13 protein-coding genes are annotated in these 15,768 nt (G+C 34.7%); 10 read left to right on the plus strand and 3 right to left on the minus strand.

Annotated elements, in window-relative coordinates; all coding sequences use genetic code 11:
- Positions 1–4: 4 nt before the first annotated feature.
- Positions 5–484, plus strand: a complete 480-nt coding sequence (locus tag AC5P2S_RS11655) for a BlaI/MecI/CopY family transcriptional regulator (RefSeq protein ID WP_494554958.1) — start codon at positions 5–7, stop codon at positions 482–484.
- 48 nt (positions 485–532) lie between these two features.
- On the opposite strand, the gene rbp is transcribed toward AC5P2S_RS11655, so the two are convergent.
- Together rbp and AC5P2S_RS11665 are read right to left on the minus strand one after the other, a co-directional pair.
- Complete coding sequence (rbp, locus tag AC5P2S_RS11660; protein WP_283418044.1) at positions 533–862, minus strand: RNA-binding regulator; 330 nt, start codon at positions 860–862, stop codon at positions 533–535.
- Positions 863–1,040: 178 nt separating this feature from the next.
- On the minus strand, positions 1,041–1,901 hold the full coding sequence (locus AC5P2S_RS11665; protein ID WP_283418043.1) for an aldo/keto reductase: 861 nt from the start codon (positions 1,899–1,901) through the stop codon (positions 1,041–1,043).
- Positions 1,902–1,975: 74 nt separating this feature from the next.
- On the opposite strand from AC5P2S_RS11665, the gene AC5P2S_RS11670 reads away from it, so the two are divergent.
- From AC5P2S_RS11670 to AC5P2S_RS11710, 9 genes are all read left to right on the plus strand, one after another.
- On the plus strand, positions 1,976–3,430 hold the full coding sequence (locus tag AC5P2S_RS11670) for a T9SS type A sorting domain-containing protein (protein WP_494554959.1): 1,455 nt from the start codon (positions 1,976–1,978) through the stop codon (positions 3,428–3,430).
- Positions 3,431–4,056: 626 nt separating this feature from the next.
- Positions 4,057–4,707: a response regulator transcription factor gene (locus AC5P2S_RS11675; protein ID WP_283418040.1), complete on the plus strand. Its 651-nt coding sequence runs from the start codon at positions 4,057–4,059 to the stop codon at positions 4,705–4,707.
- A 1-nt stretch (position 4,708) separates the two neighbouring features.
- Complete coding sequence (locus tag AC5P2S_RS11680; protein ID WP_494554960.1) at positions 4,709–6,460, plus strand: tetratricopeptide repeat-containing sensor histidine kinase; 1,752 nt, start codon at positions 4,709–4,711, stop codon at positions 6,458–6,460.
- A gap of 32 nt (positions 6,461–6,492) precedes the next feature.
- On the plus strand, positions 6,493–7,053 hold the full coding sequence (locus AC5P2S_RS11685; RefSeq protein WP_283418038.1) for a helix-turn-helix domain-containing protein: 561 nt from the start codon (positions 6,493–6,495) through the stop codon (positions 7,051–7,053).
- A 69-nt stretch (positions 7,054–7,122) separates the two neighbouring features.
- Positions 7,123–7,272: a hypothetical protein gene (locus tag AC5P2S_RS11690; protein WP_494554961.1), complete on the plus strand. Its 150-nt coding sequence runs from the start codon at positions 7,123–7,125 to the stop codon at positions 7,270–7,272.
- A 3-nt stretch (positions 7,273–7,275) separates the two neighbouring features.
- Entirely contained in the window at positions 7,276–7,818 is a 543-nt protein-coding gene (locus AC5P2S_RS11695; RefSeq protein WP_494554962.1) for a helix-turn-helix domain-containing protein, read from the plus strand.
- A gap of 88 nt (positions 7,819–7,906) precedes the next feature.
- Positions 7,907–8,821, plus strand: a complete 915-nt coding sequence (locus tag AC5P2S_RS11700) for a hypothetical protein (RefSeq protein ID WP_494554963.1) — start codon at positions 7,907–7,909, stop codon at positions 8,819–8,821.
- A gap of 85 nt (positions 8,822–8,906) precedes the next feature.
- Positions 8,907–9,797, plus strand: a complete 891-nt coding sequence (locus tag AC5P2S_RS11705) for an EamA family transporter (RefSeq protein WP_494554964.1) — start codon at positions 8,907–8,909, stop codon at positions 9,795–9,797.
- Positions 9,798–10,092: 295 nt separating this feature from the next.
- Complete coding sequence (locus tag AC5P2S_RS11710; protein WP_494554965.1) at positions 10,093–12,720, plus strand: copper-transporting P-type ATPase; 2,628 nt, start codon at positions 10,093–10,095, stop codon at positions 12,718–12,720.
- A 188-nt stretch (positions 12,721–12,908) separates the two neighbouring features.
- Here the strand turns inward: AC5P2S_RS11710 and AC5P2S_RS11715 are convergent, their stop codons facing one another.
- Entirely contained in the window at positions 12,909–15,728 is a 2,820-nt protein-coding gene (locus AC5P2S_RS11715) for a TonB-dependent receptor plug domain-containing protein (protein ID WP_494557028.1), read from the minus strand.
- Between the last annotated feature and the right edge of the window lie 40 nt (positions 15,729–15,768).

The raw sequence follows: 15,768 nt of genomic DNA on the forward strand, positions 1-15,768 counted from the left end.
ATTTATGATGTTACAAACTCTAACGCCTTCTGAAGAAGAAGTGATGCAAATCGTCTGGAAGGAAGGTCAAATCTACTTCCGCGACCTGATGAACGCCTTTCCGGAACCCAAACCTCATCAAAATACGGTTTCCACATTCCTGAAAATACTTGTAGAAAAGCATTATCTGAATGTAGAAAAGCAAGGCCGAATCTACCTGTACTCTCCTTCTATAAGATTAGAAGATTATAAAAAATCGGTCCTGAAAAAATTCCTGAAAAACTATTTTGATAATTCTGGGAGCGAACTGCTTAAAATTTTGATGGATGAGAATCTGATTAAAGCCAAAGATTTTAACCAGTTTTTTGAAGTGAAAACAACAGTTGTTCCTTTGCAGGAGAATATTGAAAAATCAAATCCAATCAAAGACTTGGTGAAAGAGCTGACTATCGACAAGAAGGACAAGAAAAAGGATAAGGACAAAAAAAAGAAAAAGAAGAAATAAAAAAAGCGATCAAAATATTGATCGCTTCTATTTTTTAGTAAAGGGATATTACCAACGATTTCCACCGCCACGGTTTCCACCTCTATCTCCTCCGTAACCACCACCACGGTTGTTATCGAAAGATCTTCTTGGTTTTTCTTCTCTTGGTCTTGCTTCTGTTACGTTAAGAATTTTACCATTAAATTCTTTCTGGTTTAATGCGTCAACAGCCTGTTTTCCTTCAGCATCACCCATTTCTACGAAACCGAATCCTTTTGATCTCCCGGTTTCTCTGTCTGTAATAATTTTGGCAGAAGATACTTCTCCATAACCTTCGAATAGTTCTTGCAACTGGTAATCCTTAGTTGCGTAATTGATGTTTGAAACAAAAATGTTCATTTTAAAAAAAAATTAAATTAAAGTTGTTTTGAAATTATAAGAGAAAAACAACAAGACGAATGAACAAATTATTGATTCCGATATAATAATGCTGCAAGATACAATTAATTTCAATATATCATTAATGAATTATTATTAATATTAAAATAATCTCAAAATCAATATGTTAAAAACAATACTAATCCACCTCTCTTCCTTTGACTGCTTCAAGAATTCCAAACCAGTCCGTAAGATCCATATCAATATATAGAGACTGTTTTAATTCCCTGATTGTCTCGGTTCTGGAAGTTCCGATCACTGGAATGATCCTCGAAGGATGTTTTAAGATAAATGCTAATAAGATTTGATTTTCCTCGGCATTATACTTCTGACAAAGATTTTGGATTATACTTTTTAATCTGGAATTCTGTTCAGATTTTTCAGTGAAATAATTCCCTAATACCGACCACGCTGTTGGTCTGAGGCTTTTCATCATCAGTTGATCCAACGTTCCGTTTTCAAAAGCTGAAATTTCATTGACAGAAACTTCAATTTGATTAGTAATCAATGGAAAATACTGGTCGATTAATTCAAATTGGGAAACAGAAAAATTACTTACGCCAAAATGCTTCACTTTTCCAGTGTCTTTCAAAATTTGAAATGTATCAGCAATTGTTTCAGGATTCATCAGTGGTGACGGACGATGCAATAATAATACATCCAGATAATCAGTTTTTAAATTCTTTAAACTTTCATCAACACAACATTGAATGTAATCAGAATTGTAATTGTAATATTTGAGAGAAGAAGGTTTCTTTTCAGAATTCATTACGATTCCGCATTTGGAAATAAACTGAACTTTGTCCCGCTCAATATTCATTTCTTTCCATGCGTCTCCGAAAAGCTCTTCGGTTGTATGACCTCCATAGATATCGGCATGATCAAATGTCGTAATCTTTTCTTCCAGACAAACTTCTATCAATTCCTGAATTTTTTTTGGAGTAAGATTCGCTCCCCAAACGCCCCAACGCATTGTACCGGCGATTATTTCTGAAAACATAAAATTTTTTTACAAATATATTATGTTAAAAATAAAATACATTAATACATTTGATACTAGAAAAATTTATGTTTATGAAAAAAATGACTCTTTTTTTTGTGGGTTGCGCTGCTTTTCTTAATGCTCAATTCACAAGTCCGAACAATGGAACAAACTACACTTTAACAAGTTTATCTGCAGCTGCACCAACAGTTTTAGTGAAAAACAGTACAGATTATACTTTGACCGCTGATCTTACACTTTCCGCAACGGACAAACTTCTTATTGATGAAAATACAACACTGAAAGTCAATCCGGGAGTTGCAATTTACATCTACGGACAATATAAAACTACAGCAACCAACTTTACTATTACCGCCAGTACAATCGGAAGCCCTTACAGAGGAATCAGATTTGAAGAAGGATCAGTAGCTGAAATGAAAAATACAAGAGTTGAATATGGTGGCGGTGTCCGTGTATTAACAACAGGATTCCTGATGGACAATTGTATTCTTTATAAAAATAATAATTCTCTTACTGGTTCCACTGGCAGCCTTGCAAGTAGCGCAGCATTAGCACTTTTTCAAGGTGGAGGTCACGTAGTAAAAAATTCACAGTTTTTGGAAAATTCCAGAGCAGGCATCAATTCCGGTGCATCCGGAGCTGTTTCCATAGACATTATTAATAATTACTTCTATGGAAATAATACGGATAATGGCAACTATCCACAGATCAATATGGGACCTGCAGGTATAGATTCTACAAGAGTTATCAATAATCAGATTATCGGAAACAGAGCTATTACCAAATCCGGAGGGATTTCTGTTTCCGGCTTATTGGGTGGAACAAACAGATTCCGTATAGAAGGAAACACTGTTAAAGATAACCGTTACGGGATTACACATCAAGGTGCCGGAAGTTCCGGAATTATCAAAAATAATATTATTGAAAACAATAATACCGAGAATAATCCTAACCTTGGAGGAAGCGGGATTTCTTTGACAGGAACTCAGAAAGTGATCGTAAGAAACAATCAAATCCGAGGCAATCTATGGGGAATCACCATTTTGAGCAACGCGGTAATCGATTTGGGTACTACTGATGACCACGGAAACAATGTTTTCAAAAACAATATAAACGCAGGGAACACTGTTGCTTTTTTCAACAACACGTCTGCTACTGTCAATGCTATCGGAAACTGCTGGAGAGAAGATGAACTTTCCAATGATGCAATGGTACAATCTGTCATCGGGAGTTTGAATCCGAATACAGTTAATTTCAAGCCATATAACTGTGCGGAAACTTTAGCGGTCTCTGATGTTTCGAAATCAAAAATCAACGTTTATCCGAATCCTAGCAAGAACCATTTCTTTTTGGAAACTGAAAATACTGGAAACATTGTGATACAAGACATTAGCGGAAAAGTAGTTTTCTCTTCTATTGTAAATAAAGGTAAAAATGAAATTAATACCAATCTAAAACCAGGTGTTTACATCATCACACAACAATCTGAAGGTAAAAAATCAAATACTAAATTGATTATTAAATAATTAATCTAAATAAATAATCTTGGAAAGCATCACAATTCGTGATGCTTTTTCTATTAAAATACGTCAAATGTCGTATTGTTTGAGCTTCGATATTACAGGAATTTTGGACAACCGTAAACACTAAACTTCTAAATATCATGAAAACTCAAATTTTTAAATCCGATAATATAATCAACAAATATAATCTGATGAGGTAAGTTTACCGTGACTTCTCTCTTCCGTTAAAAACGAAGCCTATTTTGTTTGAAATATGATACAGATTATTTATAGCAGCATTATTATCATTCTGATTCTTATCATTTTTACTTTGATGAGAAAAATCCGGCGGATAAAAAAAGAACATCGGCTCAGGTTGGCCAATTTGTATAAACTTTTGTCGAAACTCACATCAGATGAAAAAATTTACCGTGACAAAATAAAACTGGACAATAGCCTGGCTAAGAAAATATCCGAAGCCAAAGCTCAATTAAATACGGATATTTTTGATCTACAAATTAATATTTTCAAAAAAATAATAGAAAAATAATCTATTCAAATGAAAATAATTTTAATTTTATTGAAAACTAAACTAATGAAAAATCATATTAATGGTTTTTTGTCAATTCTAATTAAATATCAAATTAATTATGATTACGAAAATTGCCATAGCAGAGGATAACTTCCTTCTTGCAAAATCTGTTCAGGAAAGACTATCTTTTTATGATGAATTCAAAATCAAATTTTTATCCGTGAATGGTAAAGACCTGATTGAAAAACTTGAAAAAGATCCTAATGTGGATTTGATCCTGATGGATATCGAAATGCCGAAAATGAACGGCATAGAAGCAACACAATTTGTGAAAAACCGTTATCCGCAAATCAAGATCCTGATCCTGACGGTTTTTGACAATGATGCCAACATCTTCAATGCCATCAAAGCAGGTGCGGACGGTTATCTCCTGAAAGAAACCTCACCACAGGAATTAAAGAAATCAATCTTGGAAGTGCTGGAAGGCGGTGCTGCAATGAGTCCTTCAATTGCTTTTAAAACACTGAAATTATTACGGAATCCTCAGGAATTTGAAAATAGAAAATGTGATGAAGATATCAAACTGTCCACAAGAGAAATTGAAGTTCTGGAACAGCTAAGCCGCGGACTAAATTATAATATCATTGCAATCAATCTTTTCCTTTCTCCGAGTACTATCAGAAAACACATAGAAAATATTTATACAAAACTTCAGGTTCACAATAAACTGGAAGCGATTGAAAAGGCCAGGACAAGCAGACTTATTTGAAATGTACAGATTCATTTTATTTTTCATATCATTTTTATACCTCAATGGTTTTGCTCAATCAAAAAAACGGATTGACTCTATTAGCAATTTGCCAATGACTTATGTGCAAACCAATTCAAAAAAAATTATTACCCTGCTTAAAAAAAATGCTTCTGACGCCATCAAAACTAAAAACCCAAAAGCAGAAGCCAGAACTTATGCTCTTTTAGCTTTAGCTCTTTATTACAGTGGAGATTATGATGAAAACATCAAATATTCTCTGAAGGCGATTGAACTTTTTGAAAAACAAAATGACCTTGAAAATGTATCATCAGTCTATGGAGAACTGGGCTTTCGGCTAAAAGCAACCAATCTTCCCGATGCAGAAAAATATATGATGAAAGGTTTGAGAATAGCAGAAAGAGAAAATTTTGTAAAACCTCTTTTAAGCATTTACAATAACTATGGCGTTATAAAAGACAATCTGAAACAGCAAGACAGCGCACTATTTTATTATTTCAAAGGCCTTGATATTAAAGTAAAAGTTAAGGACGCTGTCGGGATTCCGTATAGCCTGAATAATATCGGAGAAATTTACATCCATCAAAAAAAATTTGATCTTGCTAAAGAATATTTTGACAAGGCAATGAAACAACGAATTGCAATGAAAGATGAATATGGAATTGCTGACAATTACGCTTATAATGGTGATTTATATTTTGCAATGAAAAAATATCCGATGGCAATCCATAATTTTGAAAAATCTTTAGAATTAGCAGAAAAATATAAAATTACTAATCTGCTGAGACATGACTACAACATGCTAAGCCAGTCTTATGAACTTAATAAGGATTTGCCAAAAGCTCTTGAATATTATAAAAAAAACCAAGCTCTTAAGGACAGCATTATCAACAAGGAAACTTATGATAAAATGGCTGAATTGCAAATAAAATTTGACACAGCTAAAAAGGAAAAACAAATTCTAGAGCAAAAAAACCTTGAAAAGAAAAGAATGAATACCATTAAAATTCTTGGTATTCTTTTCTGTTTCGGAATCATCATTTCCTTTCTTGTTTACAGAACGCTGAAACTCAAAAACAAACAACAAAAGCAAGAATATGAACTCAAATACGCAATAGAAGAAATTGCCCATCAAAACAAGCTTCAGGAGCAAAGATTATCAATTTCCAGGGATTTACACGACAATATCGGTGCACAACTGACCTTCATTATTTCTTCCATAGAAACTTTGAAACAGGCTTTCAATATAAAGGATGAAAAAATCAATAATAAACTGACTTCGACTTCGAATTTTACAAAGGATACAATTACAGAATTGCGGGATACGATTTGGGCCATGAATCATTCCGAAATTGATTTCAACGAGATTAGGAACAGGATTCTGAATTTTGTGGAAAAAGCCCGAAAATCAACCGAAAATATCAATATTGCTTTTGAGAGAGATCCGATTCTGGACAACCTGCATTTTTCGTCTGTTGATGGGATGAATATCTACAGAATTACGCAGGAAGCTGTGAATAATGCTATGAAATATGCCGAAGCCAAGAACATTTTACTCAATGCCAAAAGTGTTGACCATCAAGTTCAAATTACCGTTACAGATGACGGAAAGGGTTTTGATATCGATGAGACAGAACTCGGAAACGGAATCCGGAATATGGAGAAAAGAGCATCAGAACTCAATTCAACACTCTCTATAAATTCTGAAACCGGTAAAGGAACTATGATTACTTTGGTTATTCCGAAAACTTAAAAACTTGTCAAAATTTAAGTATTTTTGAAGATATGAAAATCTCTATCAAAAATATGGTTTGCAACCGCTGTATTTCTGCAGTGGAATCGATATTGGAGGATTTGAAAATTGAGGTCAATCAAATTTTATTAGGCGAAGTCGAAACAAAAAATCAGATCTCTGACAAGGAACTCGAAACGCTAAACTTAAAACTGAAATCTACAGGATTTGAAATCCTGGAAGATTCTTCTAAAAAGCAAATTGAGAAGATCAAAACCTTGATCATTCAGAAAATTGCTGAGGAAGATTTGGATGATGATTTTATTTTGTCAGAATTCTTAAGTTCCGGATTACACAAAGATTACAGTTCTATTTCCAAGCTTTTTTCTCAAAATGAAAATGTAACACTGGAGCAATATTTCATTCTTCAAAAAATTGAAAAAGTGAAAGAATTACTGCTTTATAAAGAATTGAATCTGACCGAGATTTCACAGAAATTGGGTTACAAAAGTGTTCAGCATCTTTCCAATCAGTTCAAGAAAATTACAGGCTTCTCTCCTACTCAGTTTTTGAATTCTAAGGAGAAAAAGAGGATCGCGTTGGATAAGGTTTGAAGTGAGATTTTGAAATTTGAATTTATTTCTTTATATTTTATTTATAAATAAATTTTTAAATAATTGAATATGTCCGAAAAAATTAAAAAATTGCTTTCAGATTTAGCAAGAGAATATGACAACACTCCAGAAGGAAAAGAAAAAGAAAGATTATGGAGAATAATTGAAAAAACAGCAGATATTATTTCTGGAAACATAATTATTGAAGAAATAGAATAAAACTTGCAATCCAAAGTCAAAACCCTTCGCGAAGCAAAAAACCTAACTCAAACTGAGCTAGCGGAAAAATCCGGACTTTCGTTAAGGACCATTCAGAGAATTGAATCCGGACAAAGTCTCAAAGGTTTTACTTTGAAAGCCATTGCGCAAACTTTGGAAACCGAACCGGAAAATCTATTTTCAAAGAATGAAGAAATTACCCAAATCGACAGGGCAAAACTCATTAATTTATCAGCTTTAGCAGGATTAATTATTCCGTTTGGCGGGATAATTTTCCCAGCGATTTTGACTTACAAAACTAAAGATTCCAAGAATAGAGAATTAGGAAAAAGTATTATTTGTGTTCAGATTATTTTGGCATTTTTTGTTTCGGTTCTATTGATATTAAGCCCATTTATTCAGCATTGGTTTTCTATTGGATTTCCATTATTTATAGTTCCTTTGATGGCATTTATCATCATCAAACTCTGGATTGTCATCAGAAACGGAATCAGTCTCAACCAAAAAAATCAACTTTCTATAAAGCTGATAAACAACTTTTTATAAGCTTAGTCACAAAACTGACGTAAAATTGTCATATTATTTTCGCAGCAAATTCGATTTCAAAGACCGAATGTTGCAGAAAAATTAGACAATGAAACTTTTTAAGAAATTAGCTTTAGGATTTTTAGCCATTTTGGTTTTGATATTGGTTGGCGGTTATATTTATTTCGACCAAAAATTTACGCCTGAAAAAAACTATCTAACTGTCAAAAACGAAAGCGGAAATATCCCAATTACATGGCTAGGAAATGACAAAAATGTTTTGCTGCTTCCTATTTATTTTCCCGGAAATCCCGAAACTTATTATTTACAATTTGATACCGGTTCACCTTACACCGTATTTTATTCTGATCCGATAAAAAATATCGAAGAAATCTCAATTAATGACGAAAAGGCAAAAACTGCTTTCTTTGTTGGAAAAACAGAAATATCATCAGAGCAATTCAAAATTTTTAAAAGCAATAAAAGTGGTGAAAAAGATTCAATCCAAATCATTGGAACGATTGGCGCTGACATCCTGGAAAACCGAAAAACCTTGATTAATTTCAAAAGCAATCAGGTTGTTTTCAATTTAAATCAGATTCCAAAAGAATCCAAAAACCAACTTTTCGATTTCAAATTCAGGAAAAGGAAAATCATTATTCCGGGAATCCTAAAAGGTGAAGAACGAAAATTCCTTTACGATTCCGGAACCAGCGCTTATGAACTATTGACCTACAAAGAGGAATGGCAAAGTCTGAAATCTCAAAATTCAAAAATCAATATCGAAAAATCACAGTCCTGGAACAATGTTTTGACAACCTATACAACCGATTGTAATGAAAATATCCAATTCAAAAACCAACAAATTCCTGTTAAAAAGGTGACTTATGTGGAAGGCTTTTCCAATCTGCAGTTTTCTATGATGAAGTATTCCGGAATGACGGGAATGCTGGGTAACAAAATATTTTTAAATCGTAATATTTTCATTGATTGTGTTGATAAGAAAATTGCAATTACAGATTGAGAAAATCAATAAATTTGTAGGAAAGTTCGGGTAAAAGTTGCCTATTTTTGCACAGCAATTTATTGATTCAAAAAGAAACAACGTCTTGAATAATCTCAAACATTATCTCGCTGCTATTTTAGCATTTTCTATTTGGGGAACTTTTAGTTTGGTGCTGAAACCCCTTCATTCTTATGCATCTTCGGACATTCTTTTTTACAGGGTTTTCAGTTGTGCATTGATAATGTCGCTAGTTTCGATTCTTTTCAAAAGAGAAAAACTGAAACAGAACTTAAATTATTTCAAATACATTTCTAAAAAAGCGAAAAGAAAAACGATTATTGTTAATGTCGGAAGCAGTATTTTGTTGACCGCGAATTGGTTTTCATTTATCTATGTGATGAATCACGTGAGCGTTCGTGCAACGTCGGTCGCCTATTTAGTTTGTCCGATTATCACAACAATTTTGGCTTATTTTATATTGAAAGATAAGTTGAGTAAACTCCAATGGTTGTCGGTTTTTCTGAGTTTGTTTGGCTGTATTTTGTTGTCTTACACCAATATTTCGGATATGTTTTACAGCAGCTTGATTGGCTTCACTTACGCTGCATATTTGGTTTGCCAAAGTCAAAATAAACAATTCGATAAGTTTCTGATTCTTAATTTTCACATCGTTTTATCTGCTTTGATTTTGTTACCATTTTTCCCTTCTTATTCCGGAACGGTTCCAACGGAATTAAAGTTCTATTTCTTTGTCGAGATTATTGCAGTGATATACACGATTGTACCATTGTTACTCAATCTATTTGCATTGACAGGAATTGCCTCTTCAAAAGTCGGAATGATACTGAACATTAATCCCATCATCGCATTTATCTTAGCCAGTACAGTTTACAAAGAACCATTGAACCTCATTCAAATCTGTTCTTATGCACTGATATTCTTGGCAGTGATTATTTTCAATGCGAAGGAGATTTTCAGGTTGAAGACAGAATAATCATTATAAGTTTCATTTAAAGTTTTGTGAATGAAAATGGCTGCAAAACAAGCTATATTTAACATTCTAACTTTTAACAATGAAAAACAATTATTTCTTAATTCTAATCTTTCTTTCAGGTTTTATTTTCGGATAAAAAAATAATTTCTCTAACAATAGAAGTTTAAGTTATTAGAGAATTAAACCTTCAGTAACTTCTGGAGTTTTCTGTTTTTAGTATATATAACATCTTTCCATTTATTTATAACTGATTGGCATCTATTTTTCAGAAATTTGTATTATTAAACATCTGAAAATGGAAAACCACAATCATCATAATCACGACAATCTACATCCTAGTCAAAGAATTTCACCAAGCTCGGTCTATTATTGCCCGATGGAATGTGAAGGCGAAAAACTGTATTTCAAACCCGGAAGATGCCCGGTTTGCAATATGTTCCTTGTTCCGATAGAAGAACGCGATGATCATAAAAACAAGCCTCAAACCTATTCCAAAACTAACCTCCCGGAAAGTTTCAAAGATAAAATCGGAGATTATTTTTGCCCGATGTTTTGCGAAGGCGACAAAACTTATGAATCAGATTCAGGTTGTCCGGTTTGTCATATGCATTTGGAGAAAATTACTGAGGACTTAGTAAAAAGTTCAGCAAGTCACTCGCATCACCATCACCAACATGAGACGCCCACAATTAATCAGGCAAAAAATGCAGGCAAATACTACTGTCCAATGTTTTGCGAAGGTGACAAAGTTTATGATTCCAACGTCGGCTGTCCTGTTTGCGGAATGGACCTCGTGAAAATACCGGAGAAAAAAGCTGTTGAGTATACTTGTCCAATGCACCCTGAAATTGTGCAAAATGAACCCGGGAATTGCCCAATATGTGGAATGGATCTCGTTCCAAAACCTTCAAAAGATAACGATCACGAAGATGAAACTTATAAATTATTAAGAACAAAATTCTGGACAGCTTTGGCATTTTCTATTCCTGTTTTCATTTTATCCATGAGCGGAATGTTTATTGATTGGCCATTTTCTCATAAAGTTCAGGGGATTTTGGAATTGATTCTGACATTGCCGGTTCTGTTTTATGCAGGTTGGTTTCTGATGAAACGTGGCTGGGTTTCTTTCAAAACATGGAATCTTAATATGTTTTCATTGATTGCTTTGGGTGTTGCTGCGGCTATGATTTTCAGTTTAATTGCATTATTCTTCCCGAACATTCTTCCTCACGAATTGGCACACGGAAGCAACACTCCACTCTATTTCGAATCCGTTTGCGTGATTCTGACATTAGTCATAATGGGACAGATGATGGAAGCAAGAGCACATATGAAAACAGGCAAAGCCATAGAAGCATTGATGAATCTCTCGCCTGACACTGCCAATCTGGTTGTTGAAGGAAACGAGAAAAAAGTATCATTGGCAGAAATTAAAATCAACGATATTTTGAGAGTAAAACCAGGTGAAAAAATTCCTGTTGATGGAAAAATAACTGAAGGCAATTCTAATGTTGATGAATCGATGATTACAGGAGAACCTATTCCTGTCGAAAAAAAGACCGGCGACAGAGTGACATCAGGAACGATTAATGATAACGGAACATTTCTAATGAGAGCCGAAAAAGTTGGCGATGAGACATTGCTTTCTCAAATCATCAAGATGGTCAACGATGCAAGCCGAAGCAAAGCTCCAATCCAGAAATTGGCGGATAAAATTTCCAAGATATTTGTTCCCACAGTGATTGGAATTGCTGTTCTGACATTCGTTTTATGGTCCGTTTTCGGTGGCGAGAACAAGCTTATTTACGCTTTTGTGAATGCTGTAGCCGTTTTGATTGTTGCCTGCCCGTGTGCACTTGGTCTGGCAACTCCAATGAGCCTGATGGTCGGAATCGGAAAAGGCGCTCAAAACGGAATTTTAATTAAAAATGCGGAAGCCCTGGAAGAAATGCACAAAGTCAATGTTCTTATTACAGATAAAACAGGAACTTTAACAGAAGGAAAACCAAGTCTAGACCACATAGAATCATTTGAAAATACTGATAAAAATGAAATTTTGAAATTAGCCGGTTCATTGAATCAGAATTCGGAGCATCCATTATCCAATGCGGTTTTAGACAAATTTAAAACTCAAAATTTACAATTTGAAAAAGTTCAGGACTTCGAAAATATTTCCGGAAAAGGCGTAAAAGGAAGAATCAATAATGAAGAAATTTTACTTGGAAATGAAGCATTATTAAAACACTTCAATATAGAAATTCCTGAATCATTAAAACAAAAAGTCATTGTAAAACAAGATGAAGCTAAAACGATTTCTTACCTCGGAAAAGACGGAAAAGTTCTTGGATTCTTAAGCTTTTCAGATAAAATAAAAGCGACTTCAAAACAAGCTATCAATTATCTCCATTCTCAAAACATCGAAGTGATAATGATGACCGGCGACAACGGACACACCGCAAAAGCAGTGGCAACAGAACTTGGAATCACAAACTTCAAAGCCAATTGTCTTCCGGAAGATAAAATGAACGAGATCAAAAAACTTCAAAATGAAGGGAAAATCGTAGCAATGACAGGAGACGGAATCAATGATGCACCTGCTTTGGCTCAATCCAATATCGGAATTGCAATGGGAACGGGAACAGATGCAGCAATTGAAAGTGCTGAAATCACACTATTAAAAGGCGACATTCTTGGAGTTGCAAAATCAAAAATACTAAGTGAAAAACTGCTTAAAAACATTAAAGAAAATTTATTCTTTGCTTTTATTTATAATGTTTTAGGAATTCCGTTAGCTGCTGGTCTGCTCTATCCTTTCTTCGGAATTTTGTTAAGCCCAATGATTGCGGCGGCGGCGATGAGCTTCAGTTCTGTTTCCGTCATTCTGAATTCTTTGAGGTTGAATAATGCGAAACTGGATATTTAAGTTAAACACAAAGGCACGAAGCCCAATTTATTTTCGAAAATGTTTTAAGATTTTTATTTTTAATGATGAAATGCTTTGTGCTTTAAAGCTTAACTTATATTTTTTGTCCTTGTGTTAAACAAAAAAAGGCATCTGGAAAATTCCAGATGCCATTCAAAACAAAATAAAAACCTTAAAAAAATTTCATGTTAAAAAGAAACGGTCAACTTGCTAAACACATATCTGCCGTTCTGTCCGAACTGTGATGTTGATCTAGAATAGATAAATTGATCATTATTCGTAGAGCTTGTTACATTTTTAGTCGGATAAATATCAAATAAATTGTTTGTTCCAATAGTTAAATTAAAATTCTTGTTGATATCGTAACCTATAGACAAATCGGTAATAATCTTATCTGAAATTAATTGATGTTCGTAAGCATTTCCATTGATACCATCTGCACCATAAACTTTTCCGTAGTAAGTATTTCTCAGATAGAAATTGAAATCATTCCATTTTAAATTATTAGACAAACTCGCTTTCACCTTTGGAACCGAGTCCTCTAGATAAACTCTTGATTTCTCTCCGAAATAGGTGTTTTCCAACCCTGCATTCTTCAACAAATCGGAAGCGTGGATATCGCCGACTTTTTTGGTTCTATTAAAATTGATGGCAAAATCGTTATTCAATTTTATAGCGCCAGTTCTGTAATTATGACTGATGACCACATCCAGACCTTTTGTTTCTGTATCAATAGAGTTGGCAAAAAACTGAGCAGCATTGACATTAGCAGCATCCATCGCATCCCGAACCGGGCCAAGATTCGGATTATTTTGAATTTGTAAATCCGTAGGTCTTGAAAATTGGTCGGTTAAAGCAATTCTATCATCGATTCTGATAAAATACGCATCCGCAGTAATATTCAAATTCAAAGCCGGGATTTTATAAGTAAAACCAGTGCTTACGGATTTAGAAGTTTCTTGTTTTAATTTATTGATTCCCAATCCTGTTGCAATAGTGGAGTCATTACTAAAAGTTCCAACTTCTACCAATTGCGGCAGATTACTTCCCGGAAGAGACGTAAATAATGTTGATGTTGTATTGTAATAAATCTGATGTATAGACGGTGCTCTGAAGCCTGTGGAACCTGCAAATCGGAAATTAAGATCATCCGTTAATTTGATTCTTGACGCCAGTTTGTAATTGAAAGTCGAACCAAAATCCGAATAATCCTCGTAACGAACCGCTGCATCTACCAAAATCCAATTGGTAAAATTGAATTCCAGATCAGCATAAGCCGCATAAGCATTTCTGTTTTTGTCAGTTCTGTTAGCTTCCCGGAAACCTGCAAAAACCTGAGAACTTCCCGGCAATGCTGCACCAAAAAAATCGGTTGGTTTATCAGAACTTGATGTTGTCGGTGTCTGTGGATTACCATAAATATCGTAAGCCGTGTAAGAAGCTTCTTCACCTGGATTTTCTTTAAAATTCTCGTGACGCTGCTCTGCTCCAAAAGCGACATTCAGACCTTCAAAAACATCAAATTGTTTGCTGAAATCCAAATTAATTGTATTCTGCAAAAATTGCAATCCACCGGCGTTGAAGGAACTTGGAGAATTGAATCTCAAACTTGTATTCCCTGTATTTTCAATCGTATAATCAAAACTGTTCTGTCCGAAGGTGTTACTGAAGTCCACATTCCAGCCGTTCCATTTTCCTTTGATTCCGGCAGACAAAGATACATCCTGAATCTTGGTATGAATCTCCGGCAAATAACCATCGATATACAATCCGGTAAACGTTCTTGCCTGTGTCGGTCTCCTGTAAAATCCACCTGACGCACCATCTCTAATAGAATAACCACCGAAAGTGTAGACTTTCCAATCGTCATTTAACGGTACTTCTACATTTGCAAACAGCTGATGATTGTTCAGTTTCGATTGCCCAACCTGTTGGTTAAAATCTTTTCTGGTTTGACCTCTGTATGCCAGCTCCTGATCTGTTAAATAGTTTAACTGATCTGTCGTAAATGCTGATGTTTTAAGAACATTTTGCAAAGCCGTTATGCTATTTGCAGACTGGATGTTAGACTGAAGATTTGGAGAAATCGAATTAAAATAACTAATACCTTGCGCATATTGATGGATCAGATTGACGAAATCCTGTTCACCAGCCGTTCCTTTCAGATTATTGATGTTATTGAAATAAGAAGAAAGATTCACGCCATTTTCCGCAGCTCTTTTTTCGATGGAATTATAAGCATTATATATTGGAGCACTTTCTGTTCCGGCTCTTCTGGTCGGATCACGAAACTGCGAAGACCACGTAATATTATAAAAACCTCCTCTTTTTCCAATTTTGTTTCCATAATTCAAATCTAATTGAAATTGCTGTCCATCATAATTTCCCGTGTGGTCATTGGCTGCAGGCGTGAGATAACCTCCATAATTCAGTTGGCCTGTCAGTTTTCCTGTATCTCTTTTCAATTGCAGGTTCATAACTCCGGCAATGGCATCAGAACCATACTGAGCCGAAGCGCCATCTCTCAAAACTTCAATTCTGCTCAAAGCAAAAGCCGGAATGGCATTAAGATCCGTTCCCACTGTTCCTCTTCCCGGCGTCCCGTTCACATTGACAAGTGCTGAGGTGTGTCTTCTTTTTCCATTCACCAAAACCAGAGTCTGGTCTGGACCCAAACCTCTTAACTGAGCAGGATCAAGATGGTCAGAACCGTCTGCATTGGTTTGTATGGTTGATGTAAAAGATGGTGCAATCGTATTAAGGATCTGATTAATATTAGTTTGAGGCAAAGATTGTTGAATATCTTTCAGGTTGAAAACATCCACAGGAACCGGGCTGTCCGCTTTGGAACGTCCACCGCTTCTGGAACCAACTAAAACCACCTCTTCAATTTGTTTATCAGAAGTAGAATCTTTCACAGGCTTTGTTTCCTGAGCCTGAGTTAAATAAATTCCCGAAAAGAAAACAACTGCAGTAGACAACACAGCTTTTCTCCCGGATCTGTTCATAGTTTTTTGAATCATATTTTTAAATTTTACGTTTTATATA

The sequence above is a fragment of the Epilithonimonas sp. 33E genome (genome assembly GCF_059372615.1).

Bases quoted from the DNA above. Each gene is read 5' to 3' on its own strand.
- AC5P2S_RS11685 (WP_283418038.1), top strand. From the start codon at position 6,493: ATGAAAATCTCTATCAAAAATATGGTTTGCAACCGCTGTATTTCTGCA.
- AC5P2S_RS11655 (WP_494554958.1), top strand. From the start codon at position 5: ATGATGTTACAAACTCTAACGCCTTCTGAAGAAGAAGTGATGCAAATC.
- rbp (WP_283418044.1), bottom strand. From the start codon at position 862: ATGAACATTTTTGTTTCAAACATCAATTACGCAACTAAGGATTACCAG.
- AC5P2S_RS11680 (WP_494554960.1), top strand. From the start codon at position 4,709: ATGTACAGATTCATTTTATTTTTCATATCATTTTTATACCTCAATGGT.
- AC5P2S_RS11670 (WP_494554959.1), top strand. From the start codon at position 1,976: ATGAAAAAAATGACTCTTTTTTTTGTGGGTTGCGCTGCTTTTCTTAAT.
- AC5P2S_RS11710 (WP_494554965.1), top strand. From the start codon at position 10,093: ATGGAAAACCACAATCATCATAATCACGACAATCTACATCCTAGTCAA.
- AC5P2S_RS11665 (WP_283418043.1), bottom strand. From the start codon at position 1,901: ATGTTTTCAGAAATAATCGCCGGTACAATGCGTTGGGGCGTTTGGGGA.
- AC5P2S_RS11690 (WP_494554961.1), top strand. From the start codon at position 7,123: ATGTCCGAAAAAATTAAAAAATTGCTTTCAGATTTAGCAAGAGAATAT.
- AC5P2S_RS11715 (WP_494557028.1), bottom strand. From the start codon at position 15,728: ATGAACAGATCCGGGAGAAAAGCTGTGTTGTCTACTGCAGTTGTTTTC.
- AC5P2S_RS11700 (WP_494554963.1), top strand. From the start codon at position 7,907: ATGAAACTTTTTAAGAAATTAGCTTTAGGATTTTTAGCCATTTTGGTT.
- AC5P2S_RS11675 (WP_283418040.1), top strand. From the start codon at position 4,057: ATGATTACGAAAATTGCCATAGCAGAGGATAACTTCCTTCTTGCAAAA.